Origin of the sequence: uncultured Marinobacter sp. (assembly GCF_963974375.1) — a bacterium.
Lineage (GTDB): Bacteria > Pseudomonadota > Gammaproteobacteria > Pseudomonadales > Oleiphilaceae > Marinobacter.
Window position 1 is genome coordinate 1 of sequence record NZ_CAXBDN010000050.1, and the last position, 19,343, is coordinate 19,343.

The following is a 19,343-nucleotide window of genomic DNA, read 5'->3' on the forward strand; positions in this document are numbered from 1 at the left end:
ACAGGCCGCTGCTCATTTCCCGGTGAGTCTGGGACTCGGTGGTACGGGCGCCGATGGCGGACCAGGAAATACTGTCCTGCAGATACTGGGGTGAGATCGGATCCAGTGCTTCAGTGGCCGTGGGCAGTCCCAGTTCGGCGATATCAAGCAACAACCGGCGACCAATGTGCAGGCCCTGTTCGATATCAAAGGAATCGTTCAGGTGCGGGTCGTTGATCAGGCCTTTCCAGCCTACGGTGGTGCGTGGCTTTTCGAAATAGACCCGCATCACGATGTAGAGGGTATCGCTGAGCTCATCGGCCAGCGCCTTCAGCTTGCGGGAGTATTCGTGCGCCGCTTCCACATCGTGAATGGAGCAGGGGCCAACCACCACGAACAGGCGGTGGTCCTTGCCGTCCATGATGTCATAAATGGTCTGGCGGCCCTTGGTAACCGTGGCTGCCGCCTGGTCGCTCAGTGGCATTTCCCGTTTCAGGGCTTCCGGGGTTATCAAGGCCTCCTGACTGGCCACATTAAGGTTCTCAAGTTGCTTGCCGGACATACAGTTGCGTTTCCTGATAATCACTCATACCGGGTTGCCTGAACCTGGCGGAATACGGGCCCGGTGGTTATTTTGATGGACCGATATACTGCGGCATTTGGCCCTTCAATGCAATGAAGGGGGTGCCGGTTCGGGGCCTTAAACGCTGGACGGGCGGCCGTCAGCATGCTGCAATGTCTCCGTGATGCAGCGCCCTCGATCCCGAAGCCCGACAGCGGAGTCGACTTGTTTCCAGGCCCTGTTTTTTCATCTCCAATCCCAGGACGCCAATGCCGTTACCGCCGGTCGAAACTGTCAACGCCATACTCAGTGAACTGCGGGTCCCTGAGCTGCCCTATCCGGTCGGCAAGCCGTCAGCGGATCAGGTGACAGACTGGCAGCCATTACTGGCCGCCTGCTGGGCTGCCCAGGATGACCGCCGGGTTTCCGATGTGGTGAGAGGCATCGACACTACCTGGTCAGTACAGCAGGTTAATGCCGCGTATCTGGCTGATCGCATCATGGACGTCTTCCTGCGGTCCTCAGGCCTTCACCCGACCCTGTTGCAGCGGCTGGCGCGGCTGCGCTTTCTGCTGGCCTGGCGACTGGGCGGGCGCAGCAATTCCGGTTTCGATCCTCAGCTCATCCAATGGCTCGACAGTTTTGCTGACTGGCGAGGCTGGAGCGATTCCGGTGGCCGCTCGTCCCGCGCGTTGCTGGACCAGATGGATGAACTGAAGCTCCAGGTGGCGGCCTGCTTTGATCACGGAGATCTGGGCCCCCTGGCTGCATTCAGTCTGCGCTGGCACGAAGATGCCGCCCGCCGGCAACAGCACAGCGAGCGTCTGCATCAGCGCCTCGCCGAAACCGAGCAGGGTGCCGCCCGCCAACGGCGAGCGGAACATACTGCGCGAGCGGCGGTTGGCCGATCTCTCGAAGGCCGGTCCCTGCCCAGGGCGGTCTCCCGTTTCCTGCTTGATCACTGGCAACCCCTGCTGCGGCAGATTGCCTGGCGGGAGGGCACCCTGGGCGAAAACTGGCGCCATGCCATGCGCCTGCTGGAATGGATTGTCTGGACCGGTGATCCGGAGCTATCCGATCAGAACCGTGAGCGGCTGTATCAGGTCGGGGAGCAGCTGGTGGATCGTATTGCCGATGTCTGGCAGCGGGTCTACAGCGAGGCCCCCGGACACGAACTGACAGCAGGTCTGGAAGCGGTGGTTGTCGACAAGCTGCGGGGTGGCAGTCCGGAGACCCAGCGTGCGGACCGGGGCCGGGACCGTCTGGATTATGATCTTCGCTGGTTGACGCCGGCCGATGTTCAGCCGGAGATCCTGGCGTCGGTACAGGGGCAATGGTTTGTTGAGGGCGAAGGGCACGATGAGCAACGGCGGTTTTTACTGGCGTTGCTTGAAGAAAGCGGAGAAGTGCTCTGGACCAATGGCTACGGGGTCCGCATGGGTGTTATGCCCTGGGAACAGTTTGACGCCTCACTGAAGCGCGGGGATATCCGCCCGCTGCCGGCACTGACGGGCTTTGGCTCCGTTGCCGAAGACACCCTGAAGGCGTTGCTGAAAGTGGTGGAATCGCAACGGCTCAAGCGCCAGCAGGCGGCCCAGGCAGCCCGTGACCGGGCCGAAAAATTACGGCAGGACCAGGAGGCAGCGCGCCTGGAGGCCGAGGAGCAGCGCCGGCTGGCGGCAGAGCTGGAAGCCAGTCGTCTGGCCGAAGAAAAGCAGCGTCAGGAAAAAGCGGCGGCGGTGCTGCTGGCCGAAGACCTGCGGCGGCGGGAGCTGAAGGCCATGGAGCAGGTTGACGGTCTTAAACTGGGCGGCTGGATCGCTCTGACTCGTCAGTCCGGCACCGATGAGGCGGCAGAGTTCAGGCTCAAGCTGGCCGTGCGAATCAATGCCAGCCGCAAGCTGGTGTTTGTGGACCGGCTGGGGCTGAACCGCACTGAATTGCAGGTTTCCGAGCTGGTCACAGAGATCGTCACCGGCCGGGCGCGGATGCTGGGTGGCACTGCGGAGTTTGATGAGACCCTGAGTCGCGTCGTCGGCCGGATCCGGGTGGGGCGATGACAACCAGAGCAGGCACGGCGGCCGATTTCGGGAGAGAATCATGACAGCGGACGATTACAGCTTCGGAACAACCGATACCACCCACGGTAACGATCAGCGGGAGGAATATCGCCTCACGGGGCGGGTCCGGGTATGGATTGAGCTGGAGTCTGCTGTGCCGGAACATGGCGACAGCACTCGCCGCATCGAAGCCAGCAGCTATGATGTATCCTCCGCCGGTCTCCGGGTGGGTGTGGCGGAAACCCTGACCAGAGGTGCATTGTTGCCGGTCACCATTGCACTGGACAGCCATCATTCAACCTTTGAGCTGATGGCGGAGGTGGTGTGGTGCCGTGAGGTTCCGGGGGACGGCCTGCAGGCGGGTCTGCGGCTGGTGGAGTCCGATGAAACCGCTTACCTTGAGTGGATGGAGGCCGTCGCCCGGGCCATGGAAGAGAACTGATCATAGCCCGGAGCGCAAGGCACAGCGAGACCTCATTGGCCCATACACGACAACACCCGCGCCAGGCGGGTGTTGCAGCAATTACCGGGGTGAGGCCTGGGGCCGCTACCGGATCAGTCTTCCAGTGTGCCCATGCCGGTGATATTGAACCCGCAATCGACGTACATGACTTCGCCGGTAACACCGCTGGCCATATCAGAGCAAAGGAAGGCGGCAGCGTTGCCCACTTCTTCCTGGGTCACGTTACGCTTGAGGGGCGCACGACCAGAGTTCTCGTTGAGCATTCGACGGAAGCTCTTGATGCCTGATGCCGCCAGGGTCTTGATGGGACCGGCAGAGATCGCGTTCACCCGAACCCCGTCGCCACCCAGAGCAACCGCCATATAGCGGACATTGGCTTCCAGGGAGGCCTTGGCAAGGCCCATTACGTTGTAGTTCGGCAACACCTTTTCCGATCCCAGGTAGGACAGCGTCAGCAGGTTACTGCTTTCCTTCAGCATGCCCTGTTTTTTCGCGCCTTTTGCCAGTGCCACGAAACTGTAGGAACTGATGTCATGGGCGATGCCGAAGCCTTCACGGGTGGTTACGTCAACGTAGTTACCATTGAGCTCGTGGGCAGGTGCAAAGCCGACCGAGTGAATGATGATATCGACGTGATCCCAGTGTTTCTTGAGTTCTGCAAACGCGTTATCAATTTCGTCATCGCTGGCAACGTCACAGGGGAAGGTGAGGTTGCTGCCCCAGCCTTCAGCAAATCCTTCTACCCGCGAGCGCAGTTTTTCGTTCTGGTAGGTGAACGCCAGTTCCGCGCCCTGCTGATGAAACGCCTCGGCAATGCCCGCCGCGATAGAAAGTTTGCTGGCGACGCCAACGATCAATGCCCGTTTACCGGTCAGTAATCCCATGAGTGATCTCCCTTGAGTCAAAGTTCGGGGCATTATCCCCGTTGAAGAGGTTTCCTCCTGACGCGCCAATGGTCGCAGGAGGAAGACATTGTATTAGTGGCAGAGCCTGTTCAGGGCGTCTGCTGGTAAAAGAAGGCCGCGCTGAGCAATTCCCGGGTGTAGTCGGTTTCGGGTCTGGCAAAAATGCGTTCGGCGGGTCCGTACTCTACAATCCTGCCGGCCCGCAGCACCAGCAACTGATGGCTGAGGGCCCGGACAACGGCCAGATCGTGGCTGATGAAAAGATAGCTCAGGCCATAGCGCTCCTGCAAATCTCTCAGCAATTCAATTACCTGTTTCTGCACAGTCCGGTCCAGTGCCGAGGTGGGCTCATCCAGTACAATGATATCCGGCTGCAATACCAGAGCCCGCGCAATGGCGATTCGCTGGCGTTGTCCGCCCGAGAACTCGTGGGGATACCGGTTTCTGGCCTCAGGATCAAGACCGACTTCTGTGAGCGCCTTGATCACCCGCTGTTCCTGGACTTCCGGCCGGTCAGGCTGATGGATGTCCAGACCCTCACGAATAATTTCCGCCACTGACATGCGTGGGCTGAGGCTGCCAAACGGGTCCTGGAACACAATCTGGATGCGCTTCCGCCAGGGCCGGAAATCCCGCTGGCTGAGGTGACTGAGTTCCTGGTCCAGAAACCGGATGTCGCCCTCGGAGGGCAGCAGTTTCAGCAGTGCATGACCGATGGTGGTCTTGCCACTGCCACTTTCACCGACAATACCCAGGGTTTCGCCCCGTTTCAGCGAAAAACTCGCATCCTGAACCGCATTGAACCAGCTGTGAGTGCGCCCGAACAGGCTTTTTCCCTGGGCAAACCGGATACCGAGATTGCGCACATTCAGCAATACCTCGGCGTTGGCGGGTGCTGGCACGGGCGCTGAGGGTGGCTCTGAGTCCAGCAGTTTACGGGTATAGGGGTGTTGAGGCGACTCGAACAGGGTTTGTGTCTGAGATTCCTCCACCTTGCAGCCGCGTTCCATGACCACCACCCGGTCGGCGTAATGGCGGACGATAGACAGGTCATGGGTGATCAGCAAAATGGACATGCCGAACCGCTTCTGCAGGTCCTTCAGCAGCTCCAGCACCTGCTTCTGGACGGTCACATCCAGTGCGGTGGTGGGCTCATCGGCAATCAGGATATCCGGCTCATTGGCCAATGCCATGGCAATCATGACGCGCTGTTTCTGACCACCGGAGAGTTGATGAGGGTAACTGTTGAGCCGGGTTTCCGGTTCCGCGATGCCCACCAGCCGCAGCAGCTCAAGGCAACGCTCGCGGGCTTCAGGGCCGCGCATGCCCTTATGCACCGAGAGAATTTCCGAAATCTGCTTCTCGACCGAATGCAGCGGGTTCAGGGACGTCATGGGTTCCTGAAAGATCATGCTGATGGAGCGGCCACGGATCTGGCGCAGACGCTTGTCATCCACCTGCAGCAGGTTTTCGCCCCGGTAGTGAATGCTGCCGGACGGGTAATCCACCTTGCGGGCATCCAGCAGTCGCAACACCGACAACGCCGACACAGATTTACCGGAACCGCTTTCACCTACCAGCGCCACGGTTTCACCCCGGGCGAGGGAGAACGACAGCTTGCTGACCACTTCGGGGCCGCCATCAAAGCGCAGGCTGAGGTCGGTGACCTGGAGCAATGCGGTCATATCAGCTCTTCCTCGGATCAAAGGCATCACGGACCGCTTCGCCCACGAACACCAGCAGGGTCAGCATGATGGCCAGACTGACGAAGGCGGATATGCCCAGCCAGGGTGCGTGCAGGTTGTCCTTGCCCTGGGCAATCAGTTCACCGAGAGACGGCGATCCTGCCGGCAGACCAAAGCCGAGAAAATCGAGGGACGTCAGCCCGGTAATCGCGCCAGTGAGAATAAAGGGCAAAAATGTCAGTGTCGCCACCATGGCATTAGGCAGAATATGCCGGAACATGATCTTGCGGTTACTCAGGCCCAGCGCCCGGGCCGCCCGTACGTATTCGAAGTTTCGGGCTCGCAGGAACTCGGCCCTGACCACATCCACCAGGCCCATCCAGCTGAACAGCAACATGATGCCCAGTAGCCACCAGAAATTGGGCTGCACGATACCGGAGAGGATGATCAGCAGATAGAGCACCGGCAGGCCGGACCAGACTTCGATAAAACGCTGGCCGACCAGGTCCACCTTGCCCCCATAGAAGCCCTGCATGGCACCTACGGCGACACCGACGACGCAGCTCAACAGGGTCAGTATCAGGCCGAACAGCACCGAAATCCGGAAGCCGTAGATAACCCGGGCGGCTACGTCCCGGCCCTGGTCATCGGTCCCCAGCCAGTTTTCCCGGGAGGGCGGAGCGGGCGAAGGTACGTCCAGGTCGTAATTGATGGTCTGATAGCTGAAGCGGATGGGCGCCCACAGCATCCAGCCATTACCTTCGATTTCTTCCCGGATAAAGTTGTCCCGATAATCGGTTTCCGAGGGAAGAAAGCCGCCAAAGGTTTCTTCCGGCAGACTCTGCACCACCGGGAAGTAGAGCTCGCCATGGTAGGACACTATCAGTGGCCGGTCATTGGCAATCAGCTCCGCCACCAGTGATAGCCCGAACAGTGCCAGAAAGAGCCATAAAGACCAGAATCCGCGGCGGTTCTTGCGGAAGTTGGCCAGCCGTCGTCGTTGAATGGGCGTCAGCGTTCTCAAGCGTTATCCCTCCCGGCTCTCGAAATCGATCCGGGGGTCCACCAACACATAGGTGAGATCGCTGATCAGCTTCAGGATCAGCCCCATCAGGGTGAAAATGAACAGGGTGCCGAAGATGACCGGGTAGTCCCGGCTCAGCGCCGCCTCAAAACCCAGCAGGCCGAGACCGTCGAGGGAGAAGATCACCTCAATCAGTAGCGATCCGGTGAAAAACAGCGAAACCAGCACACCCGGGAGGCTGGCGATGACAATCAGCATGGCGTTACGGAAAACGTGTCCGTAAAGCACCTGGCGTTCCTCGAGGCCTTTCGCCCGGGCTGTCACCACATAGTGCTTGCCGATTTCGTCCAGAAAGGAGTTCTTGGTCAGCAGGGTCAGCGTTGCAAATCCACCGATCACGTTAGCCGTTACCGGAAGCGCGAGGTGCCAGAAGTAATCGCCAATTTTCTGGTACCAGTCAAGCTGGTCAAAATTCGGCGAGGTCAGGCCACTGAGGGGAAACCAGTCGAAATAGGTGCCACCGGCAAACAGCACGATCAACAGAATCGCAAACAGGAAGCCGGGGATGGCGTAGCCCACAACAATCAGGGAACTGCTCCAGACATCGAAGCGGGAGCCGTCGTGAACCGCCTTGCGAATACCCAGTGGAATAGAAATCAGGTAGATGATCAGGGTTGACCAGAGACCCAGAGAAATGGATACCGGCATTTTATCAATGATCAGTTCGATGACGCTGCGGTCACGATAGAAGGAATCGCCGAAATCCAGGGTGGCGTAATCCTTCAGCATCTTGAAAAAACGTTCGTGAGCCGGCTTGTCAAAGCCGTACATCACTTCGATCTCCCGCAGCAATTCTTCCGGCAGGCCCTGCGAGGCCCGGGAGTCGGTACGGCCGGAGCTGACCTCACTGCCGCCACCGCCGGTGGCCCGCGACAATGCCTCGCTGCCATGGCCCTCCATCTGGGCGATCATTTGCTCGACCGGGCCACCGGGAGCCGCCTGAACGATGATGAAATTGAGTAGCATGATGCCGATCAAAGTAGGAATGATCAGCGCCAGACGACGCAGGATGTATCCACCCATGTCAGTATGTGCTCCGGCGACAGCAGGAAGGGAGAAGCATGACAAGGCGCTTCATCGGATAGTCAGCGCCCATACCACCAGTTGTTCAGGTCGAAGCCGTTATCCGGTGTTGTTTCCGGACGTTCAAGGAATGACCAGTAGGCAATCCGGTCCACCGCAACATGCCACTGGGGAACCACGTAGTGACCATGAAGCAGAACCCGGTCCAGGGCGCGGGTACGGTGTACCAGTGCCTCGCGGTCGGGCGCCTGGATGACCATCTCGACCAGGGCATCCACCACCGGATTCCGGATTCCGATAAGGTTACGGGAGCCGCTGACCTCCGCCATGGACGAATGCCAGTAGTCACGTTGCTCGTTACCGGGTGAGTTGGACTGACCGAAGACGTGGGTGATGATGTCGAAGTCGAAACTGCGGACCCGCTGAATGTACTGGTTGGTGTCCACCAGGCGCACCGCGACCTCGATGCCCAGGCGTTCAAGATTGGCCTTGTAGGGCAGTACGATGCGTTCGAAATTTTTCTGGCGCAGCAGGAACTCGAAGGACAGCGCCTCTCCGCTTTCCCTGTGCACCATCCGGCCGTCGCGGACCTGGTAGCCCGCCTTTGTCAGCAGATCCATGGCCGTTCGCAGGTTGTCTCGCAGGGTATTGTCGCCGTCGGTGGAGGGCGGACGGTATTGCCGGGTGAAGACCGAGTCCGGCAGCTGGTCCCGGTAGCCCTCAAGAATACGCTTTTCCTCTCCCTCGGGCAGTCCCGAGGAAGCCAGTTCGCTGTTCTCAAAAAAACTGTTGGTACGGGTATATTGGTCGTGGAACAGATTACGATTGGCCCAATCGAAATCGAAGGCGTAGCTGATCGCCTCACGAACCAGAGGGTCCTGAAATTTGCCCCGTCGGGTGTTGAAAACAAACGCCTGCATACCGGCAGGGCGGCTGTGTGCCAGCGACTCGGCGATGATCTCGCCCTTGTCAAAGCGGTCACCGCTGTAGGAGGTTGCCCAGTTCTTGGCGGAAAACTCCTGACGGAAGTCGTAGTTTCCGGCGCGGAATGCCTCAAGAGCAACGGTGTCGTCTGAATAGTAATCGTAGCGGATCTGATCGAAGTTGAAGCGACCCTTGCGCAGGGGCAGATCTGCAGCCCAGTAGTCTTCTACCCGCTGAAAGGTGACCGAGCGTCCGGCGTCAAATTCGCTTATGCGGTAAGGGCCGCTGCCCACCGGAACCTCGAGGCCGCTGCCGCTGAACGCGCGATCTTTCCAGTAGTGCTCTGGCAGCACCGGCATCTGGCCCAGGATCAAGGGCAGTTCGCGGTTATCGGTATCGCTGAAATCGAAGCGGATCCGGTGCTCGTTTTCCACCGTTACCTCGCTGACGTCACCGTAGTAACTGCGGTAAAAGGGATGGCCGTCGGTGGTCAGGATCTTGAAGCTGAACGCAACATCGTCGGCGGTGATAGGCTCTCCATCCTGAAAGCGGGCCTCCGGACGAAGGTTGAAGACCACGTAGCGGCGACTTTCGGGGGTTTCCAGAGACTCGGCAATCAGGCCGTAGGCACTGAAGGCCTCGTCTGCGGAGGATTCCAGCAGAGTATCGTAGACGTAGCTGTTAACACCGGCGGCGGCCACGCCCCGGACCACAAAGGGATTGAAGGAATCGTAGCCATTGGCGACCACGTTCAGGCGCAGGCGGCCGCCTTTCGGAGCGTCCGGGTTGACGTAATCAAAGTGAGGAAAGTCCGGTCCATAGGCTGGTTCGCCGTGCATCGCAATGCCATGTACCGGAGCGGGTTCCGCGTGAACCAGTGGAGCCAGACCCGTAATCAGGCCCGACACCAGCGCCAGCGCGGTATAGCGCAGATTCCTTTTCGTCGACATTCACCTTTCTTCCCGTTCTTGTTGGCTCGATACGGCTGTCCGTTCCCGGACAGCCCGCACAGACAGGATTAACGGTTCGTTGGACCGGAAAACTCAGGGACTGTTCCGCACGTCCACGTAGAGTACCAGACTTTGTCCGGGCTGCAGATAGCGGGAGGTGTTGAGGTCGTTCCAGCTGGCAATGTCGCTGACGTTGACAGAGAACCGGTTGGCGATAGCGTGGAGGGAGTCTCCGCTGCGGACCCTGTAACCGACACGCCTTACCATGCCGGAACGGGCATTGGCTGAGGCGACGGAACTGCTCTGGGCATTGGCGCGCCTGGACCAGACCACCAGCTTGCGCCCGGGGATCAGTGCGTCGCCGGGAGCCATATTGTTCCAGGCCGCAACCTGGCGGACGCTGACGCCGTGTTCACGGGCAATATCCCAGAAGGTATCCCCACGTTTCACGACATGATCAACCCGGTTGCCACCGTTATTGCGACCCGCCCGTGCCTGGGTGCGTTCCAGACGCTGGGCTTCGCTCAGGGCATAGTCGCCGGCGCCGGCCCGGGCCGAGGGAATCAGCAGTTGCTGATTGATTCTGATGGTGTCGCTACGGAGATTGTTGACCTGCCTGATAACCGCCGGGGTGGTACCAAAGCGACGGGCAATGCTGCCCAGGTTATCACCGGATTTGACTGAATAGTCCTGCCAGGCTACCCGGCTTTTCGGGTCCATGGCGGCAATGCCCTCGCGGAACCGGGCCGCGCTGTCAATGGGAACCAGAAGCCGGTGCGGGCCATCCGGGCGGGTCGCCCAGCGGTTGAAAGAGGGGTTCAGAAGGTAGATTTCATCAATATCGACGCCAGCGAGTTCTGCAGCCTGGGCGAGGTCAATCTGACCACCGGTGTCCATCACGTCGAAGTAGGGCTCATCTTTCAGGGGCGGCAGTTCGATGCCGAAATCTTCGGGGTTATCAAGAATAATAGCCAGGGCCAGCAGTTTGGGCACGTAATTCCGGGTTTCCCGCGGCAGGCTCAGCGCCCAGTAGTCCGTTGGCTTGCCACTGTTGGTATTGCGTCGTATTGCACTGGAAACCGTACCGCCGCCACTGTTGTAGGCGGCAAGGGCAAGTGTGAAGTCACGATCAAACCGGGTGGCCAGCTGGTCGAGATAGGTGAGTGCCGCGTCGGTAGCTGCAAGCACATCACGGCGATCGTCATGCCACCAGCTCTGGTCAAGCCCGAAATGGCGCCCGGTAGCTGGTACGAACTGCCAGAGCCCGGCGGCACGGCCGTGAGAATAGGCAAACGGGTCGAAGGCACTTTCCACAATCGGCAATAATGCCAGCTCGGTCGGCAGTCCCCTGGATTCAGTTTCGTTTACAATGTGATACAGGTAGCGGTGACCGCGCTCGACTACCCGGTCAATGTAGGCCGGGTGGCGCTTGAACCAGGCCAGATGTCGCTGCACCCGCTCCCGGTCTGCTTCGTGATCCATGGCGAAGCCGGCCCGCAGCCGTTGCCAGAGGTCCCGCTCGGCAACTTCCACTTCCTCCACCAGCTCTTCTGCATTGCGGCCGGAGTCCAGGCGAGTTCGGGCGCGCTCGGCGGTTTGTTTCAGTGAGGGCTCAATGGCTTCGTCGAGTGCGGTCGTGGCGTCGGCATCGCTCGACTCCACGGACCGTTTCAGGCGTTCGTCGCCGGCGGCTACTGTGGTTTCATGGGAATTCAGAACAGTATCGTCAGTCGTGCTGAACAGCGACTGAACCGAGGTGCATCCGCCAATAAAAATAAAGGAGAGGAAAAGTGCTGACCTGGTTCTGAGCATAATACGATGTGTCCAAGTTGCGGTGCCGGGTCGGCCTTGACCCGGGGTTCGCTGGCAAAGTGTACGTTGCTGAATATCGGGCCGGATTTTATGGAAGGCCTTTCCCACGGTCAATCCGGCCGGGGTTAAGTATTCGCAAGCATTGAAATTATAGGCTTCAGAAGTGGTCCTTGCCGTGACGTACTGCCGCAAAAACACCAGCCGCAGAGCGGGTGTTCAGGCCGTGGGCTTCACCGTACTGGCTGGCAACGTCCATCACCGCCGGGTCGTCCCAGCGCAAAAACGGGTTTCTTCTTTTTTCATCGCCAAGTGTGACGGGTACCGTAGGCCTGCCCTGATCACGTTGTGCCTGGCATTCGGCCTCAAAGGTGGCCAGTGGCTTGTCTGCGGGCAGCCAGTGGCGGGCGAACCGGAGATTGGCCAGGGTGTATTCGTGGGCGCAGTAAACGGCGGTGTTGTCCGGCAGCTCGCGGATTGCTGACATGGATTCCAGCATCTGAACCGGCGTGCCTTCAAACAGGCGCCCGCAGCCACAGGCGAACAGGGTATCGCCGCAGAACAGCACACCCTGACCCTCTATCCGGGTCGACGAGTAGTAAGCGATGTGATCAAGCGTGTGGCCCGGCACGGCGAGAACCTTGAACACCACACCCTGCCAGTCCAGTTCGTCTCCGGAGCTCAGGGCTTCGGTGATATTGGTGAAGGGTGATGCTGCTGGCCCGGCTATCCGGTGGGGTCCGCAGGACGCCTGCAGCTTGGCCACACCACCGGTATGATCGGGGTGGTGGTGGGTGATCAGGATGGTATCGAGGGTAAGGTTGTTCGCGTTGAGATAATCCAGTACCGGCTCAGCCTGCCCCGGATCCACGATCAGCGCCTTGCCACTTTCGGTGTCCGCAAGGCACCAGATATAGTTATCGGAAAACGCGGGAATCGGGGTGATGGTCAGCATGGAGCCTCACTCTTCAGATCGGTTATTGTGAACATCCTTTTACCATGACATCAGGGCTTGCGCCGACTTCCTGTGACGTTGCCGGAGGCGCATCCGGTCCGCCGGATACCCTGCTATCATAAAGGAGTTGAATGCACGACCCAAGTTCGGGCCGCGCCAGGCCGAGGGAATTGTCATGAAACCGACCAGATATCGTCCGGATTACAGCGCCTGTCATCGTAGCTTCGGCCACTGGTTCCGGTCACCCCTGGGCCAGGCTCTGTTGCAGGACCAGATGGCCTGCGTCGACACTCATGTGGCCGGCCTGGGCGGGGCGCGCCAGCTGCACCTTGGTATCAGTCCTGAACTGGTGCTTGCGCCCGGCAGTGACTTTGCCCAGCGAATCATTGCCACGCCCTACTGGCAGCCGGACCTGCCAGCCGGGGTTGTGGTCTGCGACCCTGATGAGCTGCCGTTTCCCGGTGGCTCCATTGATCTGGTCATTCTCCATCACAGCGCTGACTTTTCCGCCTGGCCCCATCAGGTGCTGCGGGAAGCCGCGCGGGTGCTCAGAGGTGGCGGCCAGCTGTTGTTGATGGGGTTCAATCCGCTCAGCAGCTGGGGTCTGAGGAAGTTGCTGAGCCGGCATCGCCATGGCCCTTGGGGCGGGCGGTTCATGCTCCGTTCGCGCATGGAAGACTGGCTCAATCTGCTGGATTGCAACGTTGAGCGCAGCGGCAGCTACTTTTTCCGGCTGCCGCTGCAGAATACCCGGACCATGAAGCGTCTGGAGATGATGGAGACTGCGGGTTCGCAGGCGATGTTGCCGGTGGGGGCCTACTATTGCATTCTGGCGACCAAGCGTATCTGTGCGCCTGTCTCCCGGCGCCGGGCCTGGATGCCGGCAAAGGTGATTCCGTTGCCGGCAGCAGGTACACTCGGCGCCTCACGTCAGGCCCGGGGTGGGGCTGACACAGGCGCCAACAGCCGGAGCAAACGTTCATGTCAGAAAGTGTCACGCTATACACCGACGGGGCCTGCAAAGGTAATCCCGGGCCCGGGGGCTGGGGTGTCGTCCTTCGATACGGCGAAGCCCTGAAAACCCTTTGCGGCGGTGAGGCGGATACCACCAACAACCGTATGGAGTTAATGGCCGCCATCGAGGGCCTCAGATCCCTGAAGCGATCCTGTTCGGTGGATCTGTATACCGATTCCCAGTATGTCCGCAAGGGTATCACCGAATGGCTCGCCGGCTGGAAACGCAATGGCTGGAAAACATCCGCCCGCAAACCGGTTAAAAACGATGATTTATGGAAAGCGCTGGATCTTGAGGTCGGGCGTCATGAGGTTCGCTGGCACTGGGTCAAGGGGCACGCCGGTGTGCCGGACAACGAACTGGCGGATCAACTGGCCAACCAGGGTATTGAAAAGCTGAAAGCACGCAAACGATAGGGCAGGGCTGATGAGACAGATTGTACTGGATACCGAAACCACCGGTATTGATCCCAACGATGGCCACCGCATCATCGAGATTGGTTGTGTCGAACTGGAAGAGCGTCAGCTCACCGGCCGGCATTATCATGTCTATATCAATCCTCAGCGGGTCGTCGAAGAAGAGGCTATCGGGATTCACGGCATTACCAACGAGTTTCTCGCTGATAAACCGGTGTTTGCGGATATAGCCGACGAGTTTTTCGAGTTCATCAAGGGCACCGAACTGGTGATCCACAACGCGGCTTTTGACGTCGGCTTCATGGATGCGGAATTCCGCCGTCTCAAGCCTGTACGCAAGGTCGCCGACCATTGCCCGGTGGTGGATTCCCTGGCCATTGCCCGTCGCAAGCACCCGGGGCAGAAGAACAATCTGGACGCCCTGTGCAAGCGTTACGGAGTCGATAACAGCAGCCGCGATCTTCACGGTGCTTTGCTGGATGCTGAAATACTGGCCGATGTGTATCTGTTGCTCACGGGTGGCCAGACGGCGCTGTCTCTTGATGCCGGCAGTGAGGGCGACGAAGGCGTGCAGACTCTGCGCCGGCTGAGTCCGGACCGGCCCCGTCTGCGGGTTATCCGGCCAACGGATGAAGAGGCCGAAGCCCACGAAGCGTTTCTGGATGTGGTGGCGAAGGCGGGTGGCGAAGCCGTGTGGCGGACGGCAAATGAACCTGACGTGGTTCAGGACGCATCCGTTGTGAGAACTGTTTAGGAAATCTGGAAAGTTCCACCGGTAGTTTCTTGAGCCAATTAACTTTTGTGTTATAAGTAAAAGACTGTTCAACACATTCTGACCTTCCGCAGGTTGGTCAGGTCACCACCGTGTTGTACCTGATTCGCAGTACCTACGCCGGCAAAAAGAGCTGAGACAGGAAGCGTCAGTTTATGGTTCAGTCGTCATTAGCGACGAAGTCACATTCGTTTGAGCTGGTCAAAAGCGAAATTGAGCAAACGGTCCGCAATGCAGAGGCCAGCCTGGAGCGGTTTCAGGAAAACCGCGACAGCGGTGAAGATCTGCAGAATTGCGTCGATTTTCTCAATCAGCTGCGGGGCATCTTTGTTCTGGTGGAGCTCCGTGGTGGCACCTTGCTGTGCAAGGAAGCCGTGACCCTGGCCAATGACGTTCCGGTGGGTGCCAGCGACGACAAGAACATTCTGCTGACCACCCTGAATAATGCCCTGTTTATCCTCCGCCGTTATATCGAGTACTACCACCAGCAACGGGAAGATCACCCCGAGCTGCTGCTTCCGGTGATCAACGAATTAAGGGTGGCCAGAGGCGAACAGCCGCATCCGGAATCGTTTTTCTTCGAACTGGATGTGGGGCAGAGGCCGGACTTTTGCCGCGATCTCGACATCGCTTCGCTGCGTCTTGAAGATGCGGATTACGAAGCCTACGCCCGCCGGATGCGGCTGATGCTCCAGATGGCTTTGCTGGGCGCAATTCGTGAGAAAAACGATCTGGTCAGCAAGAAACTGTTGTCACGGTCGGCCAGGGGCTTCGCCCGGCTCAGTGGCGACGGACCCATGCGTCAGCTCTGGTGTCTGCTGATGGTGGTGGCCGACACCATGACCGATCGCGCCATGGCGTTCACCCGGCCTCGCAAGCGGCTGTTGATGAATATCGAGAAATACAGTCGTGATATGGTGTATGTGGGCCGCACGGCGGCCAGAAGAAGTGTGTCGGACGACATCATCCGCGACCTGGTTTACCTGCTGTTCCGCAGTGGGTCAGCCAATCAGGAAGTGACCCGCATTCTCGGAGCCTGGGGGGTCAACCCGTCCGAGTATCCGGAATCCATGATGGAAGCACATCGCAAGCGGTTGTATGGCCCCGGTGCGGACGTCCTCAAATCCCTGTCGAGTGCCTTGCAGGAAGAGCTCAATCAGCTCAAGGACCGCCTCGACATTATCGAGCGCGGTATTGAGCCGGATCTGGCTGAGCTCTCCATCATTGCGGACTCCCTGCTGCGGCTGGCCAATACGCTTTCGATGCTCGATCTGAACCGGCTGGCAGATGTCGCCCGGGCGGAGGCAGGACGCCTGACGATCTGGGAACAGGCGGGCAAGCTTCCGGAAGAGGACGAGCTGTACTCACTGGCGGATGCCGTGCTTGGCATCGAGAACGCAGTCAGCCAGATGGTGACCCGCGGCATTACCAGTGAGACCGATGCGCTGGCCATCGCGCGAACCCGCGACCACGATGAATCACCCTACCTCCGCGAAGCCATGATTGTGGTGGGAGACGAAGCCCGGGGTGCACTGACTCTGGCCAAAAGGGCCATCACGGCCTTTATTGAATCCGATTATGACAAGCTGCACCTGGCGAATCTGCCGACCACCCTGCACAGTATCTGGGGTGGCTTGCAATTGCTGGGTGATCCGGATGCAGCCGAAGTCATGGAACGTATTGCCCGATCCATACAGGCGCGCCTGCTGGATGCGAAAGAGCCGCCGGGTTCGTCAGTCCTGGAAGCGCTGGCGGACTCACTGACTTCGCTGGAATACTACATCGAGAGTATTGGCAGCCGGGACGACCGTAATCCTGATCTGCTCACACTGGCGGAGTCGTCCCTGAATGATGGTGGCCTGTGAGCCAGCCCTGCTGACCCGGGTCAGCAATCTGCCATAAAAAACGCCCCATACCGGGGCGTTTTTGTTTCTGACCAGGCAGCGCGGGGGCCGACTCAGTTCAGGGAGAACAACTGGCCAAGCTTGGTGGCGAGCATCATGTCGCCTTCGGCACGGAGCTGACCGGTCATGAATGCCTGCATGCCATCGGTTTCACCGGATACGATACCCATCAGGGTTTCGGAGTTCATGATCAGGGTAACCGAAGGATCGTCGTGAGCACCTTCAACCATTGTGCAGGTGCCATCCTTGATCACCAGGTGATAGGTCTTGTCGTCCTCAATATCAAACTGGAAGACCAGGTCCATGCCTTCTGCAGCGTCGGCGTTGAAGTTCTGTTCAAATTTTTCGAATACCTGCGATACGGACATTATTGTTCCCTTTGATCGGTATGGAAATAACGTTTTGACTTTAGGGAGAGTGCCTGGCTCTGTCAAGGAATATGAAACGATCGTTTGAAAAGTTTGTTCGCGGTGGCCTGCGGTTGGTTGTAGGCTGCGTTGTTGTCTGGTGAATTCAGCAACCCGATTAGGAAACCCCTCACTTTTGGTTACAATCAGACACTGTTGATTCCACCCCGGTGGATGGATTGGAGCAGGGAGAAATGATTTGGAATTTTTGATGGAATTCGGACTGTTTGCTGCAAAGACAGCAACTCTGGTAATTGCCCTCATCATCGTGATTGCGGTGATCGTATCGGCGGTGCACCGGGACAGGCATGGCGATGATGAAGACGGAGAGCTGTCGGTGCGCCGGCTTAACGAAAAATACCGGAAACTTCGTGAGGCCATTGAAGCCCGGATGATGGACCCGGACCATCGCAAGGTCTGGCAGAAGAAAAAGAAGAAAGACGAGAAAGCCGAAAAGAAAGCCCGCAAGACCCAGGATAAAGCCAGGTCCGGTGCGGTCATCGAAACCAGACCGCGGATCTTCGTGCTGGATTTTGACGGTGATATCAAGGCCAGCGATACCGAAACCCTGCGCAAGTCCATAACGGCTGTGCTGGCCGTGGCGGATCCGGCCAGGGACGAAGTGGTCGTGCGCCTCGAAAGTGGCGGTGGGCTGGTGCATGCCTACGGACTGGCGGCGGCCCAGCTGGACCGCATCCGCAGCAAAGGTATCCGTCTTACCGCCTGCGTTGATAAGGTAGCGGCCAGTGGCGGTTACATGATGGCCTGTGTGGCAGACCGGATCATTGCGTCGCCATTCGCTGTTGTCGGTTCCATTGGTGTGGTGGCACAGCTTCCCAACTTTCACCGGCTGCTCAAGGCTAACAACGTGGACTTTGAGGTACTGACCGCCGGGGAACACAAGCGGACCCTGACGATTTTTGGCGAGAACACCGAGAAAGGACGGCAGAAGTTTCTGGACGACCTGGAAGACACCCATGTGTTGTTCAAGGACTACGTCAGCGAGCGGCGGCCTGAGCTCGATATCCAGGCCGTTGCTACCGGGGATATCTGGTTCGGGCGTCGTGCCCTTGAGGTCAAGCTGATTGATGAAATCCAGACGTCCGATGAGTACCTGATCGATGCTTGCGAGCGCGGCGAGGTCATCGCTGTCAGCTTCCAGCGTAAACGGACCTTGCCCGAGAAACTTGGACTTGCGGCCAGCACCGCTGCCGAAACGACGTTCTGGCGGCTGATCGGTGCATTCCGTAACCAGAAAATTCAGTAATTCCTGGAAATGAACAGTGACAATTAACAGATTCCATAACAAACCCCAGCAACCCCCAGCAGGAGGAATACAATGACAAATAACAGTGAATACAAGGCATGGCGGGTAACCGAGCAGGACGGCCAGTACATCGGTGCCGAAGAAACCTGCCGTATTGCGGATTTGCCGGAAGGCGAGGTGCTGATCAAGGTCAGTCATTCATCCCTGAACTACAAGGATGCGCTGTCGGCGTCCGGTAACAAGGGCGTTACCCGTAACTTTCCCCATACCCCCGGCATTGATGCGGCGGGTGAAGTGGTCGAATCCGGCGGCACCCCTGCGGTAGGTAGCAAGGTGATCGTCACCGGTTACGATCTGGGCATGAATACCGCCGGTGGTTTTGGCGAGTATATCCGCGTGCCTGCAGGCTGGTGTGTGGAGATGCCTGCTGGCTGGGATGCGGCAACTGCCATGGTTTACGGCACCGCCGGACTTACAGCAGGGCTGTGCGTCGAAAAGCTGCTGCAGATGGGTGCGGCGCCAGCACAGGGAAAAGTGGCCGTCAGCGGCGCCAGTGGCGCCGTGGGCAGTGTTGCCGTAGAAATTCTTGCGAAGCTGGGCTTTGAGGTGGTCGCCATCAGCGGCAAGTCCGCTCACGCGGACGCCCTGAAAGCACTCGGTGCCTCGGAAGTAGTGGGTCGGGACGCCCTGGAGCCTGGCAAGAAACCGATGCTCAAACCGGTGTTCGCCAACGCGGTCGATACCGTAGGCGGCGCGCCGCTGGCAGAGCTGCTCAAGCAGATCATGCCCGGTGGCTCAGTGGCCGCCTGTGGCCTGGTTGCCGGTCCGCAGCTGGAAACCACGGTATTGCCGTTCATTCTGCGGGGCGTCAATCTGCTGGGTGTGGATTCGGTGGAAATTCCGCTGGAAGCCAAGAAGTCGGTCTGGCAAAAGTTGTCCGGTGACTGGGCCTGTGCGAAAGCCGAGAAAGCTGCCCGCACAATTGGTCGCAGCGAGCTCGACGCCGCCCTGAGGGCCTTCCTGAAAGGGGAGTCGGCCGGCAAGATTGTGCTGGATCACAGCCACTGATGGGCCACCGTGGCGGCAGCGACAGTGCCGCTGCGTCAGCCTGAACTGAAAAAAGCGCCGGAGTTTTGCTCCGGCGCTTTTTTTTATGGCGTTCT

At 59.0% G+C, this 19,343-nt stretch carries 17 protein-coding genes; 8 read left to right on the forward strand and 9 right to left on the reverse strand.

Annotated elements, in window-relative coordinates; translation table 11 throughout:
* A partial coding sequence (locus AAC035_RS06300; protein WP_339801397.1) for a 3-deoxy-7-phosphoheptulonate synthase occupies positions 1 to 541 on the reverse strand: 541 nt, incomplete at its 3' end.
* 269 nt (positions 542 to 810) lie between these two features.
* Here AAC035_RS06300 and AAC035_RS06305 point away from each other — a divergent pair.
* On the forward strand, positions 811 to 2,601 hold the full coding sequence (locus AAC035_RS06305; RefSeq protein WP_339801399.1) for a DUF1631 family protein: 1,791 nt from the start codon (positions 811 to 813) through the stop codon (positions 2,599 to 2,601).
* A 40-nt stretch (positions 2,602 to 2,641) separates the two neighbouring features.
* On the forward strand, positions 2,642 to 3,043 hold the full coding sequence (locus AAC035_RS06310; RefSeq protein WP_339801401.1) for a PilZ domain-containing protein: 402 nt from the start codon (positions 2,642 to 2,644) through the stop codon (positions 3,041 to 3,043).
* A 113-nt stretch (positions 3,044 to 3,156) separates the two neighbouring features.
* On the opposite strand, the gene AAC035_RS06315 is transcribed toward AAC035_RS06310, so the two are convergent.
* The 7 genes from AAC035_RS06315 to gloB form a co-directional block, all read right to left on the reverse strand.
* Positions 3,157 to 3,948: an enoyl-ACP reductase gene (locus AAC035_RS06315; RefSeq protein WP_339801404.1), complete on the reverse strand. Its 792-nt coding sequence runs from the start codon at positions 3,946 to 3,948 to the stop codon at positions 3,157 to 3,159.
* A gap of 110 nt (positions 3,949 to 4,058) precedes the next feature.
* Positions 4,059 to 5,654 carry an ABC transporter ATP-binding protein gene (locus AAC035_RS06320; protein WP_339801406.1) on the reverse strand — a complete coding sequence of 532 codons (1,596 nt, stop codon included), beginning with the start codon at positions 5,652 to 5,654 and terminating at the stop codon, positions 4,059 to 4,061.
* A 1-nt stretch (position 5,655) separates the two neighbouring features.
* Positions 5,656 to 6,678, reverse strand: coding sequence for an ABC transporter permease (locus AAC035_RS06325; protein ID WP_339801409.1), 1,023 nt, complete (start codon positions 6,676 to 6,678; stop codon positions 5,656 to 5,658).
* Between the two features lie 3 nt (positions 6,679 to 6,681).
* On the reverse strand, positions 6,682 to 7,761 hold the full coding sequence (locus AAC035_RS06330; RefSeq protein ID WP_339801412.1) for a microcin C ABC transporter permease YejB: 1,080 nt from the start codon (positions 7,759 to 7,761) through the stop codon (positions 6,682 to 6,684).
* Positions 7,762 to 7,823: 62 nt separating this feature from the next.
* Entirely contained in the window at positions 7,824 to 9,635 is a 1,812-nt protein-coding gene (locus tag AAC035_RS06335) for an extracellular solute-binding protein (protein ID WP_339801415.1), read from the reverse strand.
* A 93-nt stretch (positions 9,636 to 9,728) separates the two neighbouring features.
* Positions 9,729 to 11,447: a LysM peptidoglycan-binding domain-containing protein gene (locus tag AAC035_RS06340; protein WP_339801418.1), complete on the reverse strand. Its 1,719-nt coding sequence runs from the start codon at positions 11,445 to 11,447 to the stop codon at positions 9,729 to 9,731.
* A gap of 157 nt (positions 11,448 to 11,604) precedes the next feature.
* Positions 11,605 to 12,399, reverse strand: a complete 795-nt coding sequence (gene gloB / locus AAC035_RS06345) for a hydroxyacylglutathione hydrolase (RefSeq protein WP_339801420.1) — start codon at positions 12,397 to 12,399, stop codon at positions 11,605 to 11,607.
* A 175-nt stretch (positions 12,400 to 12,574) separates the two neighbouring features.
* Between gloB and AAC035_RS06350 the strand changes: the two genes are divergently transcribed.
* From AAC035_RS06350 to AAC035_RS06365, 4 genes are all read left to right on the forward strand, one after another.
* A complete protein-coding gene (locus AAC035_RS06350) occupies positions 12,575 to 13,477 on the forward strand; it encodes a class I SAM-dependent methyltransferase (RefSeq protein WP_339801423.1) in 903 nt (300 codons plus the stop codon).
* The gene (gene rnhA, locus AAC035_RS06355; RefSeq protein ID WP_339801426.1) at positions 13,381 to 13,830 is read left to right on the forward strand and encodes a ribonuclease HI; all 450 of its coding nucleotides are present in this window, start codon (positions 13,381 to 13,383) and stop codon (positions 13,828 to 13,830) included. The genes AAC035_RS06350 and rnhA overlap by 97 nt, the downstream gene beginning before the upstream one ends.
* Positions 13,831 to 13,840: 10 nt before the next feature.
* Positions 13,841 to 14,584 carry a DNA polymerase III subunit epsilon gene (gene dnaQ, locus AAC035_RS06360; RefSeq protein ID WP_339801429.1) on the forward strand — a complete coding sequence of 248 codons (744 nt, stop codon included), beginning with the start codon at positions 13,841 to 13,843 and terminating at the stop codon, positions 14,582 to 14,584.
* A 173-nt stretch (positions 14,585 to 14,757) separates the two neighbouring features.
* Positions 14,758 to 16,467 carry a chemotaxis protein gene (locus AAC035_RS06365; RefSeq protein ID WP_339801432.1) on the forward strand — a complete coding sequence of 570 codons (1,710 nt, stop codon included), beginning with the start codon at positions 14,758 to 14,760 and terminating at the stop codon, positions 16,465 to 16,467.
* Positions 16,468 to 16,559: 92 nt separating this feature from the next.
* On the opposite strand, the gene AAC035_RS06370 is transcribed toward AAC035_RS06365, so the two are convergent.
* Positions 16,560 to 16,874, reverse strand: coding sequence for an SCP2 sterol-binding domain-containing protein (locus AAC035_RS06370; protein WP_339801435.1), 315 nt, complete (start codon positions 16,872 to 16,874; stop codon positions 16,560 to 16,562).
* Positions 16,875 to 17,112: 238 nt separating this feature from the next.
* On the opposite strand from AAC035_RS06370, the gene sohB reads away from it, so the two are divergent.
* Together sohB and AAC035_RS06380 are read left to right on the forward strand one after the other, a co-directional pair.
* Entirely contained in the window at positions 17,113 to 18,180 is a 1,068-nt protein-coding gene (gene sohB, locus AAC035_RS06375; RefSeq protein ID WP_339801438.1) for a protease SohB, read from the forward strand.
* 72 nt (positions 18,181 to 18,252) lie between these two features.
* Positions 18,253 to 19,248, forward strand: a complete 996-nt coding sequence (locus AAC035_RS06380) for a YhdH/YhfP family quinone oxidoreductase (protein ID WP_339801441.1) — start codon at positions 18,253 to 18,255, stop codon at positions 19,246 to 19,248.
* The last annotated feature ends 95 nt before the right edge of the window (positions 19,249 to 19,343 follow it).

Coding starts and splice junctions, on each gene's coding strand:
- AAC035_RS06330 (WP_339801412.1), bottom strand. CDS start 7,761: ATGGGTGGATACATCCTGCGTCGTCTGGCGCTGATCATTCCTACTTTG.
- AAC035_RS06340 (WP_339801418.1), bottom strand. CDS start 11,447: ATGCTCAGAACCAGGTCAGCACTTTTCCTCTCCTTTATTTTTATTGGC.
- gloB (WP_339801420.1), bottom strand. CDS start 12,399: ATGCTGACCATCACCCCGATTCCCGCGTTTTCCGATAACTATATCTGG.
- AAC035_RS06320 (WP_339801406.1), bottom strand. CDS start 5,654: ATGACCGCATTGCTCCAGGTCACCGACCTCAGCCTGCGCTTTGATGGC.
- rnhA (WP_339801426.1), top strand. CDS start 13,381: ATGTCAGAAAGTGTCACGCTATACACCGACGGGGCCTGCAAAGGTAAT.
- AAC035_RS06380 (WP_339801441.1), top strand. CDS start 18,253: ATGACAAATAACAGTGAATACAAGGCATGGCGGGTAACCGAGCAGGAC.
- AAC035_RS06365 (WP_339801432.1), top strand. CDS start 14,758: ATGGTTCAGTCGTCATTAGCGACGAAGTCACATTCGTTTGAGCTGGTC.
- AAC035_RS06305 (WP_339801399.1), top strand. CDS start 811: ATGCCGTTACCGCCGGTCGAAACTGTCAACGCCATACTCAGTGAACTG.
- AAC035_RS06315 (WP_339801404.1), bottom strand. CDS start 3,948: ATGGGATTACTGACCGGTAAACGGGCATTGATCGTTGGCGTCGCCAGC.
- dnaQ (WP_339801429.1), top strand. CDS start 13,841: ATGAGACAGATTGTACTGGATACCGAAACCACCGGTATTGATCCCAAC.
- AAC035_RS06310 (WP_339801401.1), top strand. CDS start 2,642: ATGACAGCGGACGATTACAGCTTCGGAACAACCGATACCACCCACGGT.
- AAC035_RS06350 (WP_339801423.1), top strand. CDS start 12,575: ATGAAACCGACCAGATATCGTCCGGATTACAGCGCCTGTCATCGTAGC.
- AAC035_RS06370 (WP_339801435.1), bottom strand. CDS start 16,874: ATGTCCGTATCGCAGGTATTCGAAAAATTTGAACAGAACTTCAACGCC.
- AAC035_RS06335 (WP_339801415.1), bottom strand. CDS start 9,635: ATGTCGACGAAAAGGAATCTGCGCTATACCGCGCTGGCGCTGGTGTCG.